General features: G+C 45.1%; 15 protein-coding genes. All 15 read left to right on the top strand.

Translation table 11 applies throughout. The features are described from left to right. Positions 1 to 9 precede the first annotated feature (9 nt). The 15 genes from ACHZES_RS08230 to ACHZES_RS08160 all read left to right on the top strand — a co-directional run bounded on the left by ACHZES_RS08230 (position 10) and on the right by ACHZES_RS08160 (position 22,409). Positions 10 to 1,152, top strand: coding sequence for a Gfo/Idh/MocA family protein (locus tag ACHZES_RS08230; RefSeq protein WP_395548302.1), 1,143 nt, complete (start codon positions 10 to 12; stop codon positions 1,150 to 1,152). 230 nt (positions 1,153 to 1,382) lie between these two features. Then, positions 1,383 to 3,200, top strand: a complete 1,818-nt coding sequence (locus tag ACHZES_RS08225) for a glycoside hydrolase family 125 protein (RefSeq protein WP_395548303.1) — start codon at positions 1,383 to 1,385, stop codon at positions 3,198 to 3,200. Beyond that, entirely contained in the window at positions 3,187 to 5,340 is a 2,154-nt protein-coding gene (locus ACHZES_RS08220) for a glycoside hydrolase family 65 protein (protein ID WP_395548304.1), read from the top strand. The genes ACHZES_RS08225 and ACHZES_RS08220 overlap by 14 nt, the downstream gene beginning before the upstream one ends. 19 nt (positions 5,341 to 5,359) lie before the next feature. Next, entirely contained in the window at positions 5,360 to 6,382 is a 1,023-nt protein-coding gene (locus ACHZES_RS08215; protein ID WP_395548306.1) for a LacI family DNA-binding transcriptional regulator, read from the top strand. Positions 6,383 to 6,395: 13 nt separating this feature from the next. Then, a complete protein-coding gene (locus ACHZES_RS08210; RefSeq protein ID WP_395548307.1) occupies positions 6,396 to 7,709 on the top strand; it encodes an ABC transporter substrate-binding protein in 1,314 nt (437 codons plus the stop codon). Positions 7,710 to 7,738: 29 nt separating this feature from the next. Further along, complete coding sequence (locus tag ACHZES_RS08205; RefSeq protein WP_038279169.1) at positions 7,739 to 8,656, top strand: carbohydrate ABC transporter permease; 918 nt, start codon at positions 7,739 to 7,741, stop codon at positions 8,654 to 8,656. Then, positions 8,646 to 9,470 (top strand): carbohydrate ABC transporter permease, encoded by an 825-nt coding sequence (locus ACHZES_RS08200; RefSeq protein WP_038279167.1) that lies wholly within the window; start codon positions 8,646 to 8,648, stop codon positions 9,468 to 9,470. Before ACHZES_RS08205 ends, ACHZES_RS08200 begins: the two co-directional genes overlap by 11 nt. Continuing rightward, positions 9,467 to 11,077, top strand: coding sequence for a TIM-barrel domain-containing protein (locus ACHZES_RS08195; protein WP_395548308.1), 1,611 nt, complete (start codon positions 9,467 to 9,469; stop codon positions 11,075 to 11,077). Before ACHZES_RS08200 ends, ACHZES_RS08195 begins: the two co-directional genes overlap by 4 nt. Positions 11,078 to 11,224: 147 nt before the next feature. Next, positions 11,225 to 11,869: a beta-phosphoglucomutase gene (gene pgmB / locus ACHZES_RS08190; protein WP_154521888.1), complete on the top strand. Its 645-nt coding sequence runs from the start codon at positions 11,225 to 11,227 to the stop codon at positions 11,867 to 11,869. Positions 11,870 to 12,238: 369 nt separating this feature from the next. After that, positions 12,239 to 13,294 carry a LacI family DNA-binding transcriptional regulator gene (locus ACHZES_RS08185; protein WP_395548309.1) on the top strand — a complete coding sequence of 352 codons (1,056 nt, stop codon included), beginning with the start codon at positions 12,239 to 12,241 and terminating at the stop codon, positions 13,292 to 13,294. 55 nt (positions 13,295 to 13,349) lie between these two features. Continuing rightward, positions 13,350 to 14,237 carry a sugar ABC transporter permease gene (locus tag ACHZES_RS08180; protein WP_154522655.1) on the top strand — a complete coding sequence of 296 codons (888 nt, stop codon included), beginning with the start codon at positions 13,350 to 13,352 and terminating at the stop codon, positions 14,235 to 14,237. 14 nt (positions 14,238 to 14,251) lie between these two features. Then, on the top strand, positions 14,252 to 15,187 hold the full coding sequence (locus ACHZES_RS08175) for a carbohydrate ABC transporter permease (RefSeq protein WP_038279158.1): 936 nt from the start codon (positions 14,252 to 14,254) through the stop codon (positions 15,185 to 15,187). Between the two features lie 31 nt (positions 15,188 to 15,218). Next, positions 15,219 to 16,694, top strand: coding sequence for an ABC transporter substrate-binding protein (locus tag ACHZES_RS08170; RefSeq protein WP_395548310.1), 1,476 nt, complete (start codon positions 15,219 to 15,221; stop codon positions 16,692 to 16,694). Between the two features lie 80 nt (positions 16,695 to 16,774). Then, on the top strand, positions 16,775 to 19,885 hold the full coding sequence (locus ACHZES_RS08165) for an alpha-mannosidase (protein WP_395548311.1): 3,111 nt from the start codon (positions 16,775 to 16,777) through the stop codon (positions 19,883 to 19,885). 70 nt (positions 19,886 to 19,955) lie between these two features. Further along, positions 19,956 to 22,409 (top strand): glycosyl hydrolase 2 galactose-binding domain-containing protein, encoded by a 2,454-nt coding sequence (locus ACHZES_RS08160; RefSeq protein WP_395548312.1) that lies wholly within the window; start codon positions 19,956 to 19,958, stop codon positions 22,407 to 22,409. Positions 22,410 to 22,813 lie beyond the last annotated feature (404 nt).

Genomic DNA, 22,813 nt, shown 5'->3' with positions numbered 1-22,813 from the left:
GGCTTTCGTATGAAAGGTATAAAGAAAGTAAAGACAGCGGTAATCGGGTGCGGAGCTATCAGCCGGATCTATATTGAAAACATGTCAAAGACCTTTGAAATCCTGGAATTAGCAGGATGTTGTGATTTAAACCGCCAGTTGGCAGAAGAAACAGCTGCTGCTTTCGGCATTCGTGCCATGACAATGGAAGAAATACTGGAGGATACCGAAATTGAAATCGTAGTGAATCTGACCAATCCTGCCGCTCACTACCAGGTGATAAAGAACCTTCTGGAGAATGGGAAGCATGTGTATACGGAAAAGGTGTTGGCAGCTGACATTACCCAGGCAAAAGAGCTGATAGCCCTGGCTGATGAGAAGGGGAAGCTGCTTTGCAGCGCACCGGACACATTTCTGGGGGCGGCTGTGCAGACCGCCAGGTACTTGGTAGAATCGGGCATGATCGGAACCGTGACATCCAGCGTGGCTGTCCTTCAAAGGGATGCCCGGCTTTTGGCTGAGAAATTTCCCTACACAGCGAAAGCGGGAGGCGGAATTGGGATTGATGTGGGAATTTATTATACCACTGCCATGATTAACGTGCTTGGAGAGGTGGAGGAAGTGTGCGGAATGTCCGGCGTTTTCATGCCGGAGCAGAAGCATTATTTTGTAAAGAATGATAATTTTGGGGAGACTTATTCCCAGGAATCAGAGACGTATCTTATGGGTATTCTACGCTTTAAAAGCGGCTGTATGGGAACGCTACATTTTAATTCCAGAAGCATCCGCACAGAAAAGCCTTATGTGGCATTTTACGGCACGGAAGGTATCATATTCCTGGAGGATCCCAACTTCTTTGGCGGCGATGTGAAGGTCATCTTAAAAGGCCGGACAGAGCCTATCGTATTCCCACATACCCATGGATACGATGGTGATGACAGAGGTCTTGGAGTGGCAGAGATGGCCTGGGCCTTAAGGAAAGGCCGTGTGCCCAGGACAAATGGTGATATGGCATTTCATGCTTTGGAAATCCTTACGGGAATCATTGAAAGCGGGGAAACGAAAGGGTTTTATGAGATGAAATCCGGATTTGAAAGACAGCCTATGCTGCCAAGAGGATATTTGGGCGGGAATTATGCGCAAAACCAGCCGGAGGGCGCGTTGAGCTTTTAAATGGATAGTGGCTGGAGAATTTTAGAAGCAGAGAAACCCCATTTTTAAATTACAATAATGGGGTTTCTTTTGAATTTTATCGTTAACTTTGCATAAACTTCCATCGGGGTAAAGAAATTTATTAAAATATATTGACAAAAAAACAAAAAAGAGTATATTGTTATTATACAATATCAATAGTTTTATACATACTACTTAAACGCTTCAGTAAAAATGGGGAGGTGTTATTTATGCAAGATTGCTATATACCCACGGGGAACGAATTTGTCAGCCTGCCGACCTTGGACCAGAACACGGCTTCCATAGAAAGCTTTACAATTCTGCATATGGGTTACAAAGGGTTGCTGGCCTTTTGGGGCGGCGAAAGCGAACCTCTCATACGGCCCTTTGTGCGGGCGGTGAGTGGAGATTTACTTTGTGATTTGAGATGGAAGCGGGAATATGACTGGATTCCCAGGTTTGAATCAACGAAGGATGGTATTTGTACAGAGGGAATTTTTCTGGCTCCCATAGGTCAGAAGGCTTTTGCCATACGCTTGACGATCGCGAATCATTCCGACGAAGAAAAGGAGATCTCATGCGGTTTCCTCGGTGCATGGGGAAAAGTGACTCACAGCGTCAACGAGGATAAGACGATTACGGGGCAGAGGACGGTTTACCGCTCAGGCTGGAATGACGGCCCGGTCTTTGATTTATCCATTGGAATGCCGGTAATGGCATTTGCGCCTATGGCAGCTTTGCCGGTAGCCTGGGAATTTGAACAGGGAGAGGAGATCCGCTATAAGGGGACCTATGATTGTCTGTTAAAGCCCGGCGAATCAGTCGTGTTAGATACCTTTTGGGGTGTAGGCTTTGAAGAGGTGTCCGCGGCCACGGCGGCGAAGGAACTTCTGCGGCAGAGTTTTGATGCTGTTTATAAGGAGACTCTGTGCTGGTTGTCGGAGCGCCGGAAAACTGTGGGTATTCCGGAAGTGGATTCCCTGTTAAACAGGAACTTATTCTTCAACTTCTTTTATGCAACGGGCATGACGATGGATACGGAGGAAGTAGTCATGGTCACGTCCAGAAGTCCCAGGTATTACGTCAGCGCGGCTTATTGGGACCGGGACAGTCTGCTGTGGAGTTTTCCTTCGATTCTTAAGGCGGATCCGCAGTATGCAAAGGAACTTTTGGACTACGTATTTACCCGTCAGATCAAACAAATCGGCATTCACAGCCGTTACATAGATGGAACAGTGTTGGAACCGGGGTTTGAACTGGATGAACTGTGCGCTCCCTTAATGGCTCTTAGCCGTTACGTAGATGCAACGGGAGAGGTTTCCGCTTTGCAGGAGGGCCATATCGAGAGGGGAGTAAAGAAGATTCTTTCAATTCTAAAGACCAAGCGAAGCGATGCCCTGCATCTGTATGAAACTTTTTTACAGCCAACGGATGACATGCGAATTTATCCTTACGGCACGTATAACAATGTTTTGACCTGGCGGTGTCTGCGGGATCTTGGGAACTTATACCGAAATTTGTGGCCTACTGAAACGCTTAAGTGGTTAGAAGAGGAAGTTTTGAGCTTGTTTCATGGAATTCGCACCCACTGTATTAAGGAGTATCAGGGAAAAAAGATTTTTGCCTGGTCCGTCGACGAAGACGGGAACTGGGATGTGTATGATGAACCGCCGGGTAGTTTAGAGCTTTTACCATATTTCGGATTTTGCGACAGGGAGGATCCCGTTTGGCAGAATACGGTTGAGATCATAAGAAGCCCGGATTATCAATACTCTTTTGCGGGAAAGCCCTTTTCAGACATAGGCTGCCCCCATGCGCCTCATCCCTGGATACTGAGCGTTGCTAACGGTTTGATCAGCGGCAGGAAGGAAGCGTCTTTAGACTTTCTGCGCAGGGCGTCCATGGACAATGGAATTGCCTGTGAAAGCGTGGATGAAGTGACAGGCGAATGTACCACAGGAGCCGCATTTGCAACCTGCGCCGGCTTTTTGGCCTATTGTTTAATGGAAGGGTTAAAGGAAGGAGATACAGAAGATGATTCAGTATGAGCCATGGAAAATACGCTGTGAGGGCAGAGAGAACCCAAAGTTTTTGGAAAGCATATTCAGTCAGGCAAACGGTTATTTGGGATCCCGCTGTGCATTTTTCATGGACGGGGCAAAGGCTTACGAGCGCTGTAACTATTTAGCGGGTGGATTTGAGTACATCAGTCCCGGTGTTACGGATATGGTGAATCTGCCGGATTTGTTTCACTTTCAATTATCCTTAGGGACTGGAGAATATCGATCCTTTTCCCAAACCCTGGATATGAAAAACGGCCTTTTTGAGAGGAAGGCGGTGTGGGAAGATCGGGAAGGAAGGAAAACGCAAATCGAGATTTCCCGTTTTATCAGCATGGACAACAAACATGTGTCAGCCTTGTCGCTGGAATTAACGGCCTTAAACTACAGCGGGAACGCAGCCGTTATCATGGGGATAGACGGGAATACCGTGAACCTGCCTGTGGATGATGATCAGACCAAAGAGAACCTGGACACCGTTTCTTTGCTCTCTGTATCTGAAATGGAGATAGGAGAAGATTACTGCTTTTTAAAGGCTGACAGTAAGGTTTCCGGCCGTATGACCGTAGCCGTCACTGCCCGCATCGTTCAAAGCCGTGGCACGGCAAAGGACGCTTCGGTGACTGATTGTCCGGCGAAAGAACTCAATATCCCGCTGCAGGAAGGGGAAACGGTAAGAATCGAAAAGATTCTTTATACGGAAGCATATTTACGGGATCAGGAAGCAGTTTTCCAGGACTCAGAAACTTTCTATAAAGGCGGGCAAGACTTGCGTCCCCGCATCATAAACCAATCCTTTGCTAAGCTGTTAGAAGACAGCGAGCGGGCCTGGAAATATCGCTGGGACCAAGCCGACATACAGATTACCCAAAAAGGAAACGACGTTTCCATACAGTCAGCCCTACGCTTCAATATATTTCAGCTTATGCAGAATTGCCCTTACAATGACCCAACGGTCAGCATTGGTGCAAGGGGGCTGACCCACGGACGGTATAAAGGCTGCTGCTTCTGGGATACGGATATTTTCTTGTTTCCGTTTTACCTGTATACGGATCCGCAAGCCGCAAGAAATCTGGCTCTGTTTCGCTTAAACACCTTGCCGGACGCAAAAAAGAACGCAGAGGCACTGAATCTTCCGGGTGCCAGGTATCCGTGGATGTGCGCCATAGGCGGCATAGAACAATGCCAAAGCTGGGACATCGGCCGCTGTGAGATTCACATTACCGCAGACGTGGCTTATGCCGTTGAAAATTATTTAACGGTCTCAGGAGATGAAACCCTGGAAAGCCAATCGGCGCAGCTGTATGTGGAAACTGCCAGGTATTGGGCCGGGAGATTTTCTTATGACCAAAGAAATGATGTTTACAATCTGCTCTTTGTCAAAGGACCTGACGAATACTGCGGCGTTTCAGGAAACAACGCCTATACGGTATTACTGGCTCGTCATAATCTCCGACTGGCTTTACAGGCGGTCCAGAGAAAGGACGCAAAAGCCAGTGTTTCAGAAATGGAAAAATGGCGTGATATCTTAGAAAAGAGCCGGATTGAATACGATCCGGACAAGGACTTGTACATTCAGGACGACAATTTCCTTCGGCTGGAACCATTTCCGGGACAGAAGGCCGTGGACGGAAGCGCGGCCTACCACCAGTACGATTTCGACTGGCTGCAAAGGTATCAGGTGTTAAAGCAGGCGGATTTAGTGCTGCTCATGGTTCTAAAGCCGGAATGGTTTACAAAACAGGAGCAAAAGGCTATTTGGGATTTCTATGAACCGCTGACGCTTCACGATTCCAGCTTAAGCTTTGGGATTCATGCCTGGGCGGCGGCAAATTTGGGCTTGGAACAGAAAGCCAGTGAATATTTTGACAAGAGCCTGTTTCTGGATCTGGAAAACCGGATGAAGAATACGGAGCGGGAAGGCATTCATTTGGCAGCAGTAGGTGCCTCCTGGCAGGCGGTGATTTTTGGTTTCGCAGGTCTGTCACTGGACAATGGCAAGCCGGAGTTATCTCCAAGGCTCCCAAAGGACTGGAAACGTTTATCTTTTCACTTTAATGTAAAAGGTAAGCGATATCTGGCGGTGATCGACGGAGAAGGTGGAAAGCTGATAACGGAAGAGGAATAGAAGAAAGGAAGGTGATTTTATGAAGAGACCAGGTTTAAAGGACGTGGCCGAAAAGGCGGGGGTTTCCATAGCCACGGTATCTTATGTAATCAATAATACACCCTCGCAAAGCTTAAGTCCCGAAACGATTAAGCGGGTCAATGACGCGATAAAGGAATTGGGATACATTCCAAATCAGGCGGCCCGCACCCTGGCAAACAACAAGAGCAACTTATTAGGTGTTCTGATTCCGCAAACGGAGTCAGGAAAGGAATTTATGTTTTCCAATCCCTTTTACGGTGATTTCATGTCGGCGGCGGAGTATACAGCCCGCAAAAGCGGCTATCATATTCTGATTTCCGGAGCCGATTCCGGCCAGACGTATGCGGAAGTAGCCAGAACCCGGGGATTGGACGGCGTGATCGTGGTAGGAATGAACGATGATGAGGAATGCCGTCAGTTAAAAGCCTTAAACATCCCTGTAGTACTGGTGGACAGTTACTGCGAAGCTTCCGGCTTTCACTCCATTTGCGTGGATGATAAGCAGGGCGGGTATATGGCAACGAAATATCTGCTGGAAAAGGGGCTTAGAAAGATTGCCTATGTGACAGGACAGATCAATGATAAGGGCGTGAATTTTTTACGTTGTCAGGGCTATGAAAAGGCTCTGGAGGAGTTCGGATTAAGTCCGGAGAAATCCCTTTTATTAGCAGGAGAAGTATCTTTTGAACACGGCTGTAAAATGGGAGAATATCTGGCGGGACTGACCGAAAGGCCTGACGGGGTATTTGTTTCTGCAGATATTTTAGCGGTGGGCTTATGCGTGGGACTGCGCGAGAAGGGTGTAAGGGTTCCTGAGGATATTTCCATCATAGGTTTTGACGACTCTCTGCTTTCCAGGGCCTGTGATCCGCCTCTTACTACCATACATCAGGATGTGGCTGATAAGGGAACAGAAGCAGTGAAACTTTTAATAAACGAGGACCGCACCCCCCAAAATAAAGTATTTCCATTAACTTTGGTAGAAAGAGGATCGGTGCGCGACAACCATTCGTTCGATTAGGGAGGCAGTTATTATGAAGAAATTGGCTAGAAAATGCAAATGGGCCGTAAGTGCAATGGCATGTGCCGCTGTTTTACTCTCCGGCTGCGGCTCCAATACTACAGAAAAACCTGCAGGCAAACCGGCAGATGCCCAAACGGAGAAAAACGCGGCAGGGGCCGATGAAGCGGTCACAATCCGCCTGGACCAGTTCTCTGGCAGCGGTGCATCCGAGGAAGCATTGAAAAAAATGATTGCAAAATTCAACGAGCAATACCCAAATGTCAAGGTGGAACTGCAAAGCTTTGGTTATGATGACTATTTCACCCAGCTGCAGTCAAAAATCGTCGGCGGCAGTGCGGCAGACGTATTTGAACTGAATTTTGAAAATTTTGTGGCTTATGCGTCGGAAGATGTACTTTTAGACATCGGCGATCTGATCGGGGATACATCAGGCTTTAACCAGACGGCTTTGGAAGCGTTCCAGTACGATGGAAAACAATTTGGAATCCCCAATTCCTTCTCCAATGTGGTTCTTATATATAACAAAGATTTATTTGACAAGGCAGGAGTTTCCTATCCCACCGACGACTGGACCTGGACGGAAATGTCAGAGGGCGCAAAGAAGATCCGCGCCATATCCGCAGATACTTACGGTTTATACCGTCCCTTAAGCTTCCATGAATTTTACAAAGGGGTAAAGCAGAACGGCGGAAGCTTGTTAAGCGAGGATGGCAAGAATTTTACGGTCAATTTACCGCAAAATGTGGAAACCCTGGAGATTATGTCTGATTGGGTGACGGGCAGCAATGTGATGCCTTCGGATGCTCAAATGGGCGGCATGGGCGATTGGGATTTGTTCAAATCCGGACGTCTGGGTATGATTGTGACCGGAATCTGGGCCTTCAGTGACTTTACCGACAATTGCGATTTTGCCTGGGACGTGGCAGTAGAGCCAGGCAACACGGCAAAAGCCACACATTTTTTCTCAAATGCCTACGTTGTAAACAAAGAAACCACCAATCCTGAGGCAGCCGCCGCTCTTGCTGCATTCCTGGCAGGAAGCAAGGAAGCCGCACAAATCCGCGTGGATGCAAGCTGGGAACTTCCGCCTGTTACCTATCAGGATGTACTGGATTCCTACTTAAAGGTCACTCCTCCTGAGAATCGGGTAGCTGTGTTTAAATCCCTGGATTATCTGGTTACCCCTCCGGTGGTAAAGCAGCAGTCTGAAATGCAGGAGATCATCAGCAAGTACTTAAACAACGCCGTTTCCGGAAATGTTTCCGCGAAAGACGCACTGGATGCGTGTCAGGCGGAACTGGAACAGAAGATCAAATTAAACTGACATTTTTGTGCCAGACAGGAGGAACTGCTATGTACAAAAAACAGGGGATAAGAGCTTTTATCTTTCTTTTGCCAAGCTTGGCCGGACTTGTGTTGTTTAATCTGATTCCTATTTTTGCCTCTTTACTGCTTAGTCTTACCGATTGGTCGGGACTAAGCAGGGTTAGGCTGTTTCACGGCTTTTTCCAATTTGTTGGCGACAAGTTCGTAGGGGTATCCAATTACTCCCAGCTTGTCAAAGATCCGGAATTTTGGGCAGTTTTGGGGCATAACGCCTACTTCATTCTGATGTACCTTCCGCTGGTCCTGCTGTTTTCCTTAATGGTTGCCTTGATCATACAGCGAAAGAGCCGCATGGCTTCTGTTTACCGGGTACTATATTACATTCCGGTACTGACCAGCTGGGTGGCGGGAGCTTTGATCTGGAAATGGATGTTAAGTCCAGAGTACGGTCCCATTAACAATGCCTTGTCAGCCATCGGTATTAAGGGACCTTTATGGCTTCAGAGCGAGGTTTGGGCAATGCCCTCCATCGTTTTGGCCAGTGTGTGGAAGGACATGGGATTTTACGGAATGATTCTGCTCAGCGGTCTGCTTGCAATCAATCCGGAGTATTACGAGGCTGCCGACATTGACGGAGCAGGATATTTTCAAAAATTTAAAAGCATTACTCTGCCTTTGCTGTCACCAATTTTGTTTTACGTAATCATGCTCTCCTTAATCAATGCTTTTCAGCTTTTCCCGCAGATCATGGTCATGACCAAGAACGGTGACGCTGGACCGAATGGGGCAACCATGGTCATGGTGGAACGGATTTACAAATACGCCTTTAAGTTTGGCCGCATGGGCTATGCGGCGGCCTGGTCCTGGGTACTGTTTGTCATAATTTTTGGCTTTACCGTACTGCAGAACGTGCTGCAAAGAAAGTGGGTGTACTATGAGTCGTAAAGCAGTATCCGGAGTTTTATACCATTTGACGGCGGTTTTGCTATCGGCTGTAACCTTGCTTCCATTTTTCTGGATGCTGTCCACTTCGTTAAAGGATTACGGTGCGATCATGGCACTGCCGATCCAGTGGATACCCAAAAACCCGACCTTTCATAATTTTACGGATTTGTTTCAAAAAGAGGGAATGACTGTTTCCATGCTTAATTCCCTGGTCGTATCAATTAGTTCTGTGACTGTGACGATCATAAGTTCAGCCATGGCCGCTTTTGCTTTTGCAAAACTGGAGTTTAAGGGAAAAGAAGTCATATTTCTGGTCTATCTTGCCACTATGATGATCCCCTCCCAGGTGCTCTTCATTCCCCTTTACTTACTTATGGGCGAGTTAAAACTGGTGGATAGTCTGGGTGCTTTGGTTCTGCCAAGTGTGTTCAAGGTGTTTGCAGTGTTTATGCTGCGCCAGCGCATGATGACAATTCCCAACGTCTATTTGGAAGCGCCCGCCATTGACGGCGCAGGAGTTTTCACCGTCTTTCTGCGGATCATATGCCCTATGTGCAAGTCCAGCCTGGCCACTTTGGCGGTTATCTGCTTTATGGATTCATGGAACGATTACTTATTGCCTTTAGTTATGCTGACCACAAAGACTAAATTTACCTTGCCCATTATTCTAAGTTCTTTAAATGGGCAGTACAAAAGTGAATACAACCTGCTTATGGCGGGGGCACTGGTTTCCATGCTCCCGATTCTGCTAATCTATGCTTTGGCACAGAAATATTTTGCAGCAGGATTGCAGGTAGGAGGTGTGAAAGGATGAAATGCTTGCTTGCTGGTCAGGCCGTTTACGGATTTGGAGAACGGTTTGACGCATTGAATCAGGAGGGCCTGGCCCGGGAAAACCACGTATACGAAACGTTTACCAATCAAGGGGCTTCCACCTATCTGCCCATTCCATTTGCCCTGACGGATGGAGGCGGGGGCCTATATGTGGATACAATGGAACCGTTTACTGTCTCAACGGAAAAAACCGCTGACGGGATCGTTTTCACGCTTCCGGATCAATACGATGTACGGACATTTACGGGAAAGCCTCTGGAGGTACTCAATAAGTTTACAGAGCTCACGGGACGGCCTAAACTGCCGCCGGACTGGGCTTTTGGCCTTTGGATGTCTGCCAACCGCTGGGATCGTCAGGCTGTGGTGGAAGAAGTAGTGGAGGAAGCGATCAGGCAGGGGATGAAACCCTCGGTGGTGGTAATCGAAGCCTGGAGCGATGAAGCCACCTTTTACCGCTTTGACAAAGAACGTTTCCCCGATCCGGAAGGGATGATCCGAGGTCTTCACGAAAAGGGGATCCGCCTGATCCTCTGGCAGATTCCGGTTTTGAAAAAACTGGAGCCGGGGCGCGTTTGCACGGAACACGAGGCGGACTGCGCGGAAGCGGTTCAAAAGGGCTTTGTTGTTACCAATACCGATGGTTCCCCTTACGTGATACCGGAAGGGCGTTGGTTCGGCGGTTCCATGATACCGGATTTTACAAATCCTGCGGCATGTGAATGGTGGTTTGGAAAACGGCAATATCTGCTTCATATGGGAGTTGACGGCTTTAAGACTGACGGCGGGGAGTTTGTGTATGACGATGGTGCCTGCTTCTTTGACGGACGTACTGGAGTTCAAATGAAAAACGGCTACGCCATGGCGTACACCAAGGCTTATACGGACTTTATTGGAGAAGACCGGGTACTCTTTTCCAGGGCCGGTTACACGGGTGCTCAGACCACGCCCATGCACTGGGCGGGAGATCAGCAGTCCACCTGGGAAGAACTGCGCCACGTGATGACGGCGGGCTTAAATGCAGGATTGTCAGGTCTGCCCTTCTGGGGCTTTGACCTTGCGGGTTTTGCAGGAAAAATGCCTTCCGCAGAACTGTATCTGCGTTCTTTCTGTTTAGCCTGCTTTGCTCCGGTCATGCAGTGGCACTCAGAGCCTGCTTCCGGCCAGTTTTCCGAACTTCTGGCGGCATCAGAAGAAGAGATCAATGACAGAAGCCCATGGAATATGGCAAAGGTAACGAGAAGGCCGGAAATCCTTGATATTTGCCACAAGTTTACGAAAGAAAGGGAACGGCTGATGCCTTATATTCTTAAGGAAGCAAGCTTAAGTGCAAATACCGGCCGTCCTCTTATGGCTGCATTGGTGATTGACTGGCCGGAGGATAAAGAGGCCTGCGCGGTGGACGACGAGTATCTGTTTGGTTCCCAGTTATTAGTAGCTCCGGTTTTAGAGGAAGGAGCGAAAGGGAGACAGGTATATCTGCCAAAAGGGAATTGGGTAGATTATTGGACCGGAGAACAAACGGCAGGTCCGTGCCGTTTGTATAAAAAATGCCGGGTGGGAGAACTATTGGTCTGGCGTTTGAATTAGATCGAAAGAGTATATGGATGATGTGAGATTGTATAAAAATTAACAATTAATCTGCAGCGGCACATGGAGAAAGTCTTACAAAAAGGCTTCCAATGTGCCGTTGTCATTTTAAACATGAATGGATTATAGAACATTTTGGAGGGTGAAATGAAGAATTTGATAAAAGCAGTTATCTTTGATCTGGATGGCGTAATCGTTTCCACGGATGAATACCATTACCTTGCATGGAAACGTTTGGCTGACGAAACAGGGTTGTATTTTGACAGAGAAATAAATTCTGACTTGCGGGGTGTCAGCCGCTTAGAAAGCTTAAACATAATTTTGTCCCGTCAGAACTGCCATATGACCGAAGTGGATAAGCTGGAGCTAATGGATAAGAAAAATGGATACTATAAAGAGTATCTGGAACGCTTAAGTCCTGCTTCTATCACAGAGGACACGGCAAATACCCTGTCTCATCTCCGTAAGCGCGGATTACTGCTGGCCATTGGCTCTTCCAGCAAAAATGCACGGTTTATTCTGAATCAGATCGGCTATGGCGCTTTTTTCGATACGGTTGTGGATGGCAATGATATCAGCCGTTCTAAGCCGGACCCGGAGGTGTTTCAGCTGGCGGCTAAGCGCCTTGAAATCTTGCCGGAGAACTGTATCGTGGTGGAAGACTCGGAGGTCGGAATAAAGGCGGCTTTCGCTGGCGGCATGAGGACAGCGGCCATAGGGTATGCGGCGGAGACAGGGTGCGGGGATTGGAATCTTGGCAAATTGCCGGAACTTGTGTTGAAAGTAGTGTGAGTAAAAGAGTGAAAGAGGCTTAATACATGTTAGGTCTCTTTTTTAGATATATGTTTTACCAGCCTCCATCACTGTATACAGGGCTATCAAAGAACACATTCAAGCTGGCTGCTATGATGAAGCAAAAAAGGAGTGGTGAAAAGTAAATGCTGATAAACATATGGATATGCACATATTGTAACCTTACAATAGAAGTTGATATTTTTATTATGAAGAAAATAAAAGAAAATTCTACTAAAATGCAAGTTTATAATTGTTCAAATGAAATAAAAAAATATTAAAAACAAAAATATTATTGACAAATTATACAAAAATGTGTTAAGTTACAAATAGTTAAAGTTAACTAAAGTAAAGGTTTTGGAGAAGAAGATGATGAAAAAACGTAAAGTTTCCATGCAAAGTATTGCAGATGAACTGAAAATCAGTAAGGTAACGGTGTCCAAAGCTCTGAATGATAAAGAAGGAGTGGGCGAGGAATTAAAGAATAAGATTAAAGAGGCTGCTGCCAGACAGGGATATATTATGCCGGTTCAAGAGGAAACTGAACGAAAGAAGATTGGCATCATCATGAATGGCCGCTTTATCTCAGAAGGTGGCGGCGGGGCTATTTATATGCGGATGTATGAGAAAATTGTCAGAGAGCTTGGCCGCTATAATTATTCCACCATGATGCTCACACCCAGCCCTGCGACTATTTACGATGATATTTCTATGATGAAGAAAGAAAATCTTTTTAAGGGGATTCTCGTTTTAGGTCTTTTAGATCAAGAGGTACGTGAACAGGTTAAGGAAATTGATATTCCCAAGGTTTACGTGGATATCTATGACCGGACGCACCGTTCAGATTCGGTGGTGTCCGAGAATGTTTACAGCATGTACGACATGACACGGTATCTTATCCGGATGGGTCACAGAAAGATTGGATTTGTGGGAACCATTAATTCCACTACAAGTATTACCGACCGTTATCTTGGCTTTTTGCGGGCTATGCTGGAAAAAAACATGCAGTTAAGAGACGATTGGGTAATTCCTGACCGGAGTCTGGAGGGAAAAGCGGTTGATATAGAGCTACCAAAAGAAATGCCCACTGCTTTTATCTGTAACTGTGATGAAACTGCCTTCCGGCTGACACGAACTTTAAATAGTCATGGGTATACAGTGCCGGATGATATTTCCATAGGCAGTTTCGATGATGATATTTATGCCAAGTTGACGGATCCCCAGCTTACTACCGTAGCAGTGAATGCTTCATTAATTGGAAAAGTATCTGTCAGGCAGATAATTGAAAGAATCGAAAAACCTGATAAGAAGCCCGAGATAAAGCGGATTGAAGGCGAAATCATCTATCGGAATTCAGTGAAAAATCTGAATTTGGACGGTGAGGAAAGAATTGAAAAGAGGGATAAGGTTGAAAACATTAAATAGTAACACAAAAGCAAAAAAGAGAAAGGCTACAAAAGGTGATTGGGAACTTACCCTGATGGCGGTGCCCACAACCATTTGGTATATTTTATTTTGCTTTATGCCCATGTTTGGACTTATTATCGCTTTTAAGGATTATAAAATTCAGCCTGGGAAAGGTTTCATCTACAATGTTATCCATAGCGAATGGGCGGGCTTTAAGAATTTTGAGTTTCTTATTAAATCCAATGATTTGTATGTGATATTAAGAAACACGATTGTTTACAATCTGATTTTTATTGTTATGGGCTCAGCACTTGCAGTAATACTTGCCATTATGATGAATATGCTCCATAGCAGAAAAAGATCCAAAGTCTATCAGACGCTGATGTTTTTCCCTTATTTTATGTCCTGGGTTGTTGCAGCATATTTTCTGGATGCGTTTTTAAATTATGACAACGGTCTGATTAATAATATGATGCGAGATGTAGGAAAGACGGCAAATCAGTGGTACATGAATAAAAATGTATGGCCATCTATTCTGGTTATTATGTATTTGTGGAAGAGTACAGGATATAACATGGTTATTTATTTGTCCAGTATTTCGGGAATTGACCAGACGCTCTATGAAGCGGCGGTGATTGATGGCGCGGGCAAATGGCAGCAGACCAGATATATTACGCTTCCCAGTCTGAAAAATGTAATTATTATGATGTTCATTTTGAATGTGGGCAAGATTTTCTATTCTGATTTCGGACTTTTTTACCAGTTGTCACAGGGGGCTAAGGGCTCGATTTTCAATTCGGTTGCAACCATTGACACCTATGTGTTTAATGCATTGAAGTCAGCAACTCCAATCGGGATGACATCGGCGGCATCCTTCTTCCAGTCAGTGGCATGTTGTATTACCATTCTGGTGGCAAATGCGATTGTGAAAAAGATTGATAACGAAAGTTCAATCATTTAGAAAGGAAAACTGAAATGAGAAAAAGAGCAGTAAAAGATATGGATATGGCCGACAGCTCAACACTTAACCGCATATCACCCGCAATCAACATTAGCTTTAACGTTCTGTTCATTCTGTTTGCGTTGATTTGTATTATCCCGGTTGTTTTTGTGTTTATTATTTCCATCTCATCTGAGCAGTCTATAAAATTGAACGGATACCGCTTCTGGCCTCAAGAATTTTCGTTGGAATCCTACCTGTTTTTGTGGAAGGAAGGAAAGATGATCATAAGGGCGCTGGGCGTATCGGCAGCAGTAACGGTGGCGGGAACGGCTATGGGGGTTATCCTGACCACTCTTATGGGTTATGTGCTGTCAATCCGGAAGTTTAAATTCAATTCATTTTTTACCATGGTGGTATTCATTCCCATGATTTTTAATGGGGGCATGATTTCCTCCTATGTAATCAACACTCAGTTTCTACATCTGAAAAATACACTGTGGGCGCTTATTCTGCCTCTGTGTGTCAGTTCGTTTCATGTAATTATCTGTAAAACATTTTTTAAGCTGAATATTCCGGAATCCATTGTAGAATCCGCCCAGATAGACGGGGCCAGTCATTTCACCATCTTTGCACGGATTGCATTCCCGCTGTCCAAGCCCATTGTTGCCACCATTGCATTGTTTTTGTCTTTCGCCTATTGGAATGACTGGTTTCAGTCTTCGCTGTACATAACAGATACCAAATTATTTTCCATCCAATCTTTACTGGATCATATTCAAAGAAATATGGAGATGATGGCAAAGAACCCATCGTTAGGTGTGACTTTGCAGCAGTATATGAATAACATGCCTAAAGAAGGGGCGAGAATGGCGATGGCGATTATAATTATCGTACCAATTGCATGCACCTATCCGTTCTTCCAGAGATATTTTATTTCGGGACTTACGGTTGGGGCAGTGAAAGGATAGAACTTATTCAAAAAAAGAAGGGAGAGGTATTATGAAAAAGAAAAAAATATTGGGGCTTTTTACAGTATCGGTTTTGGGGATATCCATGCTGGCCGGATGCGGAGGAAACAGTGCGGCAATGAGTAACAAAGAGACAAAAGTAACGGAAGCGAAAGAAGAAACTGCAGCCGATGGCGAGGTGGTAACGATTAAATGGATTCAGGTTGGAAATGGAATGCCGGAAAATTATGACTCATGGCTTCAACAGTTGAATCCTTACCTGGAAGAAAAAATCGGTGTAAATGTTGAGATGGAGATTGTTCCTTGGGGTGACTGGGATAAACGGCGAAGTGTAATCGTCAACTCGGGCGAGAAGTTTGATATCCTTTTTACGGATATGAATCGTTATAATTCAGAGGTAAATACAGGAGCATTTCTAGATATTACAGATTTGCTGAAGGAAAAGACTCCTGACCTGTATCAAATGGTACCGGAGGATTACTGGAAGGCGACCTCCATCGGCGGCAAGGTTTATGCAGTGCCAACCTACAAAGACAGCTCATCTTCCCAGTATTTTATCTGGGATAAAGCCATTGCAGATAAATATAAGATTGATTTTGAACATGTAACAGATTATGAGAAGCTATATGAAGCCTTAAAGGTGGTCAAGACAGGTGAGGGTTCTGCCCCCTATTATATGTCCAAGAACGGAGCGGAATTCCTTGCTACCAACTTCTTCGATCAGATAGGTGCAGGCCTTGTACCTTTGGGTGTAAAGTACAATGATGAGACCAGGACGGTGGTAAATCCGCTGGAGGATGAAGAGGTACTGAAAGAACTGGATATTATCCACAAGATGTACATAGAAGGCATCATCAATGGCGATGCGCCAAATGCGGATGATGCAAACAAATACAGAACATTTTTTACTGCACAGGGCTGGAGTGGTGCTGCAAAGAACATATGGGGTCCTCAGAATGGCATTGATGACTGTGTAGCAGTGAAATTTGGCGAAACCGTTGTGTCCAACACCACCGTTAGAGGTTCATTAAACGGCATTTCTGCAGGTTGTGAACATCCGGAGAAAGCTCTGCAGCTTCTTAATCTTGTAAACACAGATCCGAAGGTAAGAAACTGGTTCTTCTATGGTGTGGAAGGTGAAAACTTTGTATATGAGGGTGAAAAGATAAACAAACTGAATTCAAACTGGGGCATGGCCGGATATACTCAGGGAACCTTCTTTAATGTGGGTCAGCTGGTTGGTGACGAATTTAACCAGTGGGATGAGGTAAAGGAATTAAATGCTAATGCGTCTCCTTCGGTTATGCTTGGATTTGATATGGATACCAGTGAAGTAAAAACAGAGATTGCAAATTGTACGGCAGTATATGAAAAGTATAAGGCTGAACTCTGGACAGGTGCCAGGGATCCCCGGGAATTGGTAAAGACCATGAGGGAGGAGCTGAATAAAGCAGGATATGAAAAGATTCTTGCTACAGCTCAGGCACAGGTTAATGCAGCAAAATAAAGAGATGAAAGGGGCATGTGGAATATGCCCCTTTTGTAAAATAATAAAACTGAGAGTGCGTGAAGGCGCAGGGAGACATTATGTGGTTTATTGATAAACGGATTGAGGTTATTTGCAATCAACTGAAAGAGCTGGTAATTGTAAAAAAAGAGCCTATCAAAGAGATTGAATATAAAAAAGGGAGATTTTTTTACCCGGAGGATGCGGATGCAAATGAGCAGCCATGGGAGAAATTTGACCAGCAGAAAATGAAATGGTATGGCCCGGACGCCCATTACTGGTTCAGGGCAAGTTATCAGGTGGAGGATGTGCAGGAAGGAAAGACTCTTCGGCTGGGGGTAAAAACCCAGGTTGACGAGTGGGATGACGGGAAAAACCCTCAGTTTTTGTTGTTTCTGAATAAAACAGCGATTCAGGGGCTGGATATGAATCACCGGGCTGTACATCTCATTGATCATGCCATACGGGGGGATAATTACATCTTTGATTTACAGGCGTATACAGGTACACTTCATTCGGAATTTAACCTGTTTCTTGAGATGCAGCAGGTTGATTTGTTAATTGAACAGTTGTATTTTGATCTTTTAGTTCCGCTGCAGGCGTTTACCCGGATGGACAAGGATGACAAAATACGGCTCGACCTTGAGACGGTTTTAAACAACACCATCAACCTGCTGGATTTAAGGACGCCTTATTCTGCGGAATTTTATACGTCTATACACAAGGCGGTCAATTATATTGAACAGGCTTTGTATGTTAAGATGTCCGGTTATCATGATGTGATTGCAAGTTGCATCGGACATACCCACATTGACGTTGCCTGGTGGTGGACGGTGGAGCAGACCAGAGAAAAGGTGGCAAGAAGTTTTTCTACGGTACTTAAATTAATGGACGAATATCCAAACTATAAATTTATGTCCAGCCAGCCTCAGCTTTATGTGTTTTTGAAAGAGCGGTATCCGGATTTGTACAAAAAGGTGAAAGCCAAAGTCAGGGAGGGGCGCTGGGAAGTGGAGGGCGGCATGTGGGTGGAAGCCGACACAAATCTGACCTCCGGTGAATCTCTGGTCCGTCAGTTTCTGTATGGGAAGCGTTTCTTTCGGGAAGAGTTCGGCATTGAATGCCGGGAACTGTGGCTGCCGGATGTGTTTGGGTACTCCGGTTCCCTGCCTCAGATTATGAAGAAAAGCGGTATTGATTATTTTATGACCACAAAGCTTTCCTGGAATCAGGTGGATAAGGTTCCCAGTGATACCTTTATGTGGAGAGGAATTGACGGAAGCGAGGTATTCACCCACCTCATTACAACCCTCGGTGTGGGCCAGAATGAAGACGATTTTTTTACTACCTACAATGGGATTTTGCATCCTGATGCCATTATGGGTGGGTGGAAACGATATCAAAATAAGGAATTCAATCATGATATTCTGATTTCTTATGGCTACGGAGACGGAGGAGGAGGCCCCACAAGGGAGATGTTAGAAACCTCTAAGCGCATGGAAAAAGGAATCAGAGGAATCCCAAAAGTGGAACAGAAGTTTACCAGACAGTACTTTGATGAGCTGTATGAACGGGTAAAAGATAACTGCCGTCTGGAGACCTGGGAAGGGGAACTATATTTTGAGTATCACCGGGGAACCTACACCTCCATGGCACGAAATAAGCGGGCGAACCGCAAAAGCGAAGTAATGATGATGGATGCTGAATTTTTCCTGACCTTATGCGCTTTAAAGGGGGGGGACTATCCGTCTGAAGAGCTGGATCAGTTGTGGAAGACAATACTTTTGAATCAGTTCCATGATATTTTACCGGGAACTTCCATTAAGGAAGTGTACGAAGTAACCCGGAAGGAGTATGAGGAAATTAAGCAGACTGGTGGGCAATTGATTAAGCAAAGCCTTGATTCACTGTGCAGGCAAAAGGGCAAAATAACCGTGTTTAATACGCTGTCCTTTGACCGCAGTGATATAGTAAGTCTGCCCAGGGAGGTGACAGGAAGCCTTAAGGATGCAGAGGGACATACTTATCCCATTCAGGAAGGAGAAATTACCAACTTAGTATATCTGGAGCATCTTTGCTCCAAGGGGTATAACACCTTTACGAATGAACCGGAAAAATGCGAGGATGTTACCGCTCGGATTTCTGGTGATGGTTCCCGTTTTGAAACGCCATTTTACCGGGTGGAGATGGATCAGACGGGAATGTTTACCTCCATTTATGACAAAGCTGCCGGGCGTGATCTGGTGCAGGAAGGCAGGCGCGCAAATCTGTTCCGGATGTTTGAAGATAAGCCTATCTATTATGACAACTGGGATATTGACATTTTCTATACAGAAAAAAGCTGGATTGCTGATAAGGCGGATGAGATTGAATGGATGGCCAACGGACCGGTTAGCGCGGTGCTTAAGATAAAGAGAAGAATAAGCAATTCGATGATTGTACAAAAGATAAGCTTTTACAGACATGCAAAGCGCATAGATTTTGATACCTATGTGGACTGGAAGGACAGCCAGTGTCTGCTGAAGGTAGAATTTTGTCTGGATATTCATTCGGATGAAGCGGCATTTGACATTCAGTTTGGAAATTTAAAGCGCAAGGTGCATCAAAACACCAGCTGGGATAAGGCACGGTTTGAAAGCTGCGGACATAAGTGGGTGGATTTATCAGAAGGCCATTATGGAGTCAGCGTATTAAATGACTGTAAATATGGACACTCAGTAAAGAATGGATGTGTATCCCTGACGCTGATTAAATCCGGTATTGAGCCGAATAAGACCACCGATCAGGAGGAGCATTTCTTTACCTATTCGCTCTATCCCCATGAGGGAAGCCTTTACGGCGGAAATACCATTAGGGAGGGCTATAAGCTGAATTATCCGGCTCACGTTGTACTTGCAGGAGCACCAAAGGAACAGGACAGCTTTTTATGGACAGACCGGAAAAATGTGATTGTGGAGACAGTGAAGATAGCGGAAGATAAAAATGGAATCATCATCCGACTGTACGAAAGCGAAAACACGAAGACTACGGCAACGCTTACCTTTGGTATGGATAACAGGCTGTTTACGGTGACCGAGTGCAATCTCATGGAGGAACCGGTTGAGGGTGCGGTAGAGAAAACAGAGGACGGCTTTACCTTTACCATCAAGCCCTTTGAGATTAAGACATATAGAGTGAATCTGGATAAGTGAGGAAGAAAACATGAACGGGCCCTTTCAAAATCAAAGCCTTGTGCCTATAAGGGTGAGGAGGCAGTTATAGATGAATAAATTATTACTAAATCAGGGGTGGAGATTGGATTATGAAGGAGAGACGTTAAATACGCAGATTCCTTTCTCCCTCTATTACGATTTGCTGAACCATAAGCGTATCGATGATCCCTTTTACCGGGATAATGCAACCCTTCTGACAAGCTTGTCGGAAAAGGATTATACCTATCGGAATGACTTTATATTTAAAGAAGAAATCGACGAGAGAAAGCAATACTTTTTGCATTTCGACCGGGTGGACACCATTTCAAACGTTTACCTCAATGATATCCATGTGGGATATACCGACAATATGTTCTGTACCTTTGAGTTTCCTGTGAATCACGCACTGAAAAAGGGAACAAATCATCTGAGGGTGGAATTTGAATCCCCCATTCACTATATGAATGAGCAGATTGAAAAAAATGGAAGAATCCCCTGCAACACCGATACTTTGGACGGATTTCCCTATCTGAGAAAATCCAGCTGCATGTCCGGATGGGACTGGGCGCCCCGCCTGCCAGACATGGGGATTTATAAGGAAGCATCTGTTGTGGTGGTGGAAAAGGGGCGTCTATCCAATGTTCATATACGCCAGCAGCATATGGATGGGCGGGTTACTTTAAATCTGTTTACCGAGCATGATATCAATGGAGCAATGACCGGAGACGCAGAGAAGATAGAGACCTTAGTAAGGATTACTGATCCTGAGGGCAGGCTGAATATCTATGGGAACAGCCCGGAAAACATAGAAATTGAAAATCCTAGAGTTTGGTGGCCCAACGGTCTTGGGGATCAGCCTCTTTATCAGGTGGAGGTTGAGTTTTATATTGGAGGAGAACTCCAGGATGTGTATAGCACTCGTATTGGTCTTCGCACCATGACTATGGCGGTTGAGAAGGATGAGTGGGGAGAGAGCTTCGCCCATGAAGTAAATGGAGTTAAGGTTTTTGCCATGGGGGCGGATTATATTCCAGAAGACTGCCTGGTTCCCCGGGTAAACAGGGAGACAACAAAGAAATTGCTGACCCAGTGTATACGAGCCAACTACAATGCAGTCCGGGTATGGGGCGGCGGTTACTATCCGGATGATGACTTTTTTGATCTTTGTGATGAAATGGGACTGATCGTTTGGCAGGATGGCATGTTCTGCTGCTCCACCTATCTGCTGACTCCGGAATTTGAGGAGAATATTACAAAAGAACTGGTTCAAAATGTGAGAAGGCTGCGCCATCACGCTTGTCTGGGGCTCTGGAGCGGAAATAATGAACTGGAAGAGCTGATCCTTGCAGGAGAGTATGGAAGCTTTGAAGAAACGGTATCTCTGCGCGCTGATTATATCAAGATATTTGAATATATCATTCCCAAAATCATTAAGAGTGAAGATCCGGACACCTTCTACTGGCCTTCAAGCCCTTCCTCAGGAGGCGGTTATGATTTTCCCAATGACCCGAATCGCGGAGATGCACATTACTGGGCGGTATGGCACGGGTTCAAGCCATTTACGGAATACCGCAAACAGATGTTTCGCTATGCTTCGGAATTCGGCTTTGAAGCAATGCCAGCGTATAAGACCATCGAAAGCTTTACCAGCGAGGAAGACCGGAATTTATTCTCTTATGTGATGGAACGCCACCAGAGAAGCAATATGGGCTATGCCAAGATGATGAACTACATGGCTCAGACCTTTTTGTATCCAACTGATTTAAAAACATTGGTTTATGCATCCCAGTTAATGCAGGGTGAAGCCATGAAGTATGCGGTGGAACATTGGCGGCGTCACCGGGGACGTTGTATGGGAGCTATTGTATGGCAGTTAAATGATTGCTGGCCAGTGACCTCCTGGTCATCCATTGACTATTTCGGTCGCTGGAAAGCGCTTCATTATTATGAGAAAAGGTTTTTTGCTCCGATTATGATTTCCTGTGAAGAGGAGGGGCAGCTTTCCCAGAATCCAAATATTAACACACGTCCTTATCCGTTAGAGAAAAGCTTTCGCTTAAATGTGGCCAATGAGACGATGAATGAGCAGCTGGTGAAAGTGCGATATTCTCTGCGTAATGCCAAATCAGAAATAATTGGAAAAGAAATGCTTGTTGAAAGAAAGGTCTCTGCTATGAGCACCATATGGCTGGATAAGGTAGATTGTCCGGAGGCCAGCCTTTATGAGGATCATGTACACTTTGCCTGTGAACAGGGCGGAGTGGTAATTTCTGAGGGAACAGCCATTTTTACCATGCCCAAATTCTACCGCTACGAACAACCGGAGCTTTCATGGCGCATGGAAGGGGCAGATATCATCATTACGGCAGAGGCATATGCCAAATCGGTTGAGATTCTCAATGAGAATGAGGATCTGGTTCTTACCGATAATTATTTTGATATGGAGGCAGGGGAAAAGAGGGTGAGCATTATCAGCGGTTCGCTTAAGGGACTGCGTCTGAGAAGTGTTTATGATATTCGGTAAATAAGATTTTTTAAATTAATAGCAGATAAGTGAAATAGCAAAATACTTATCAAATAATATATATGTATAAGAAAAACTATTAACTTTCAGTATTTTGGTTAGTAGTTTTTTTTATTGGACTCTGTGCTTTTCTGCGAACTCCCAATAAAATAACACCAACCTACAGAACCTATATAAAACGGTATCTGACGATTATGTTATTCAAAAACACTTAATAGAAACATTTTGTCAATAAAAGCATGATACACAATGCACATGGGAATAATACGTTCATATGCGCCTAGGATCAAACCCAAACGATAGTCTTAAGAAAATATTAATGATTTATCATGAAAATAATCAAAATAAACCCCATGCAAAATGGTAAAATCATACATAACTGACGTTCAGGGAAAGGAATTAAA

The sequence above is a fragment of the Lacrimispora sanguinis genome, assembly GCF_044987295.1.
GTDB lineage: Bacteria > Bacillota > Clostridia > Lachnospirales > Lachnospiraceae > Lacrimispora > Lacrimispora celerecrescens_B.
Note: the sequence above shows the minus strand (reverse complement) of the source record. Positions and strands in the feature narration are given on the sequence as shown.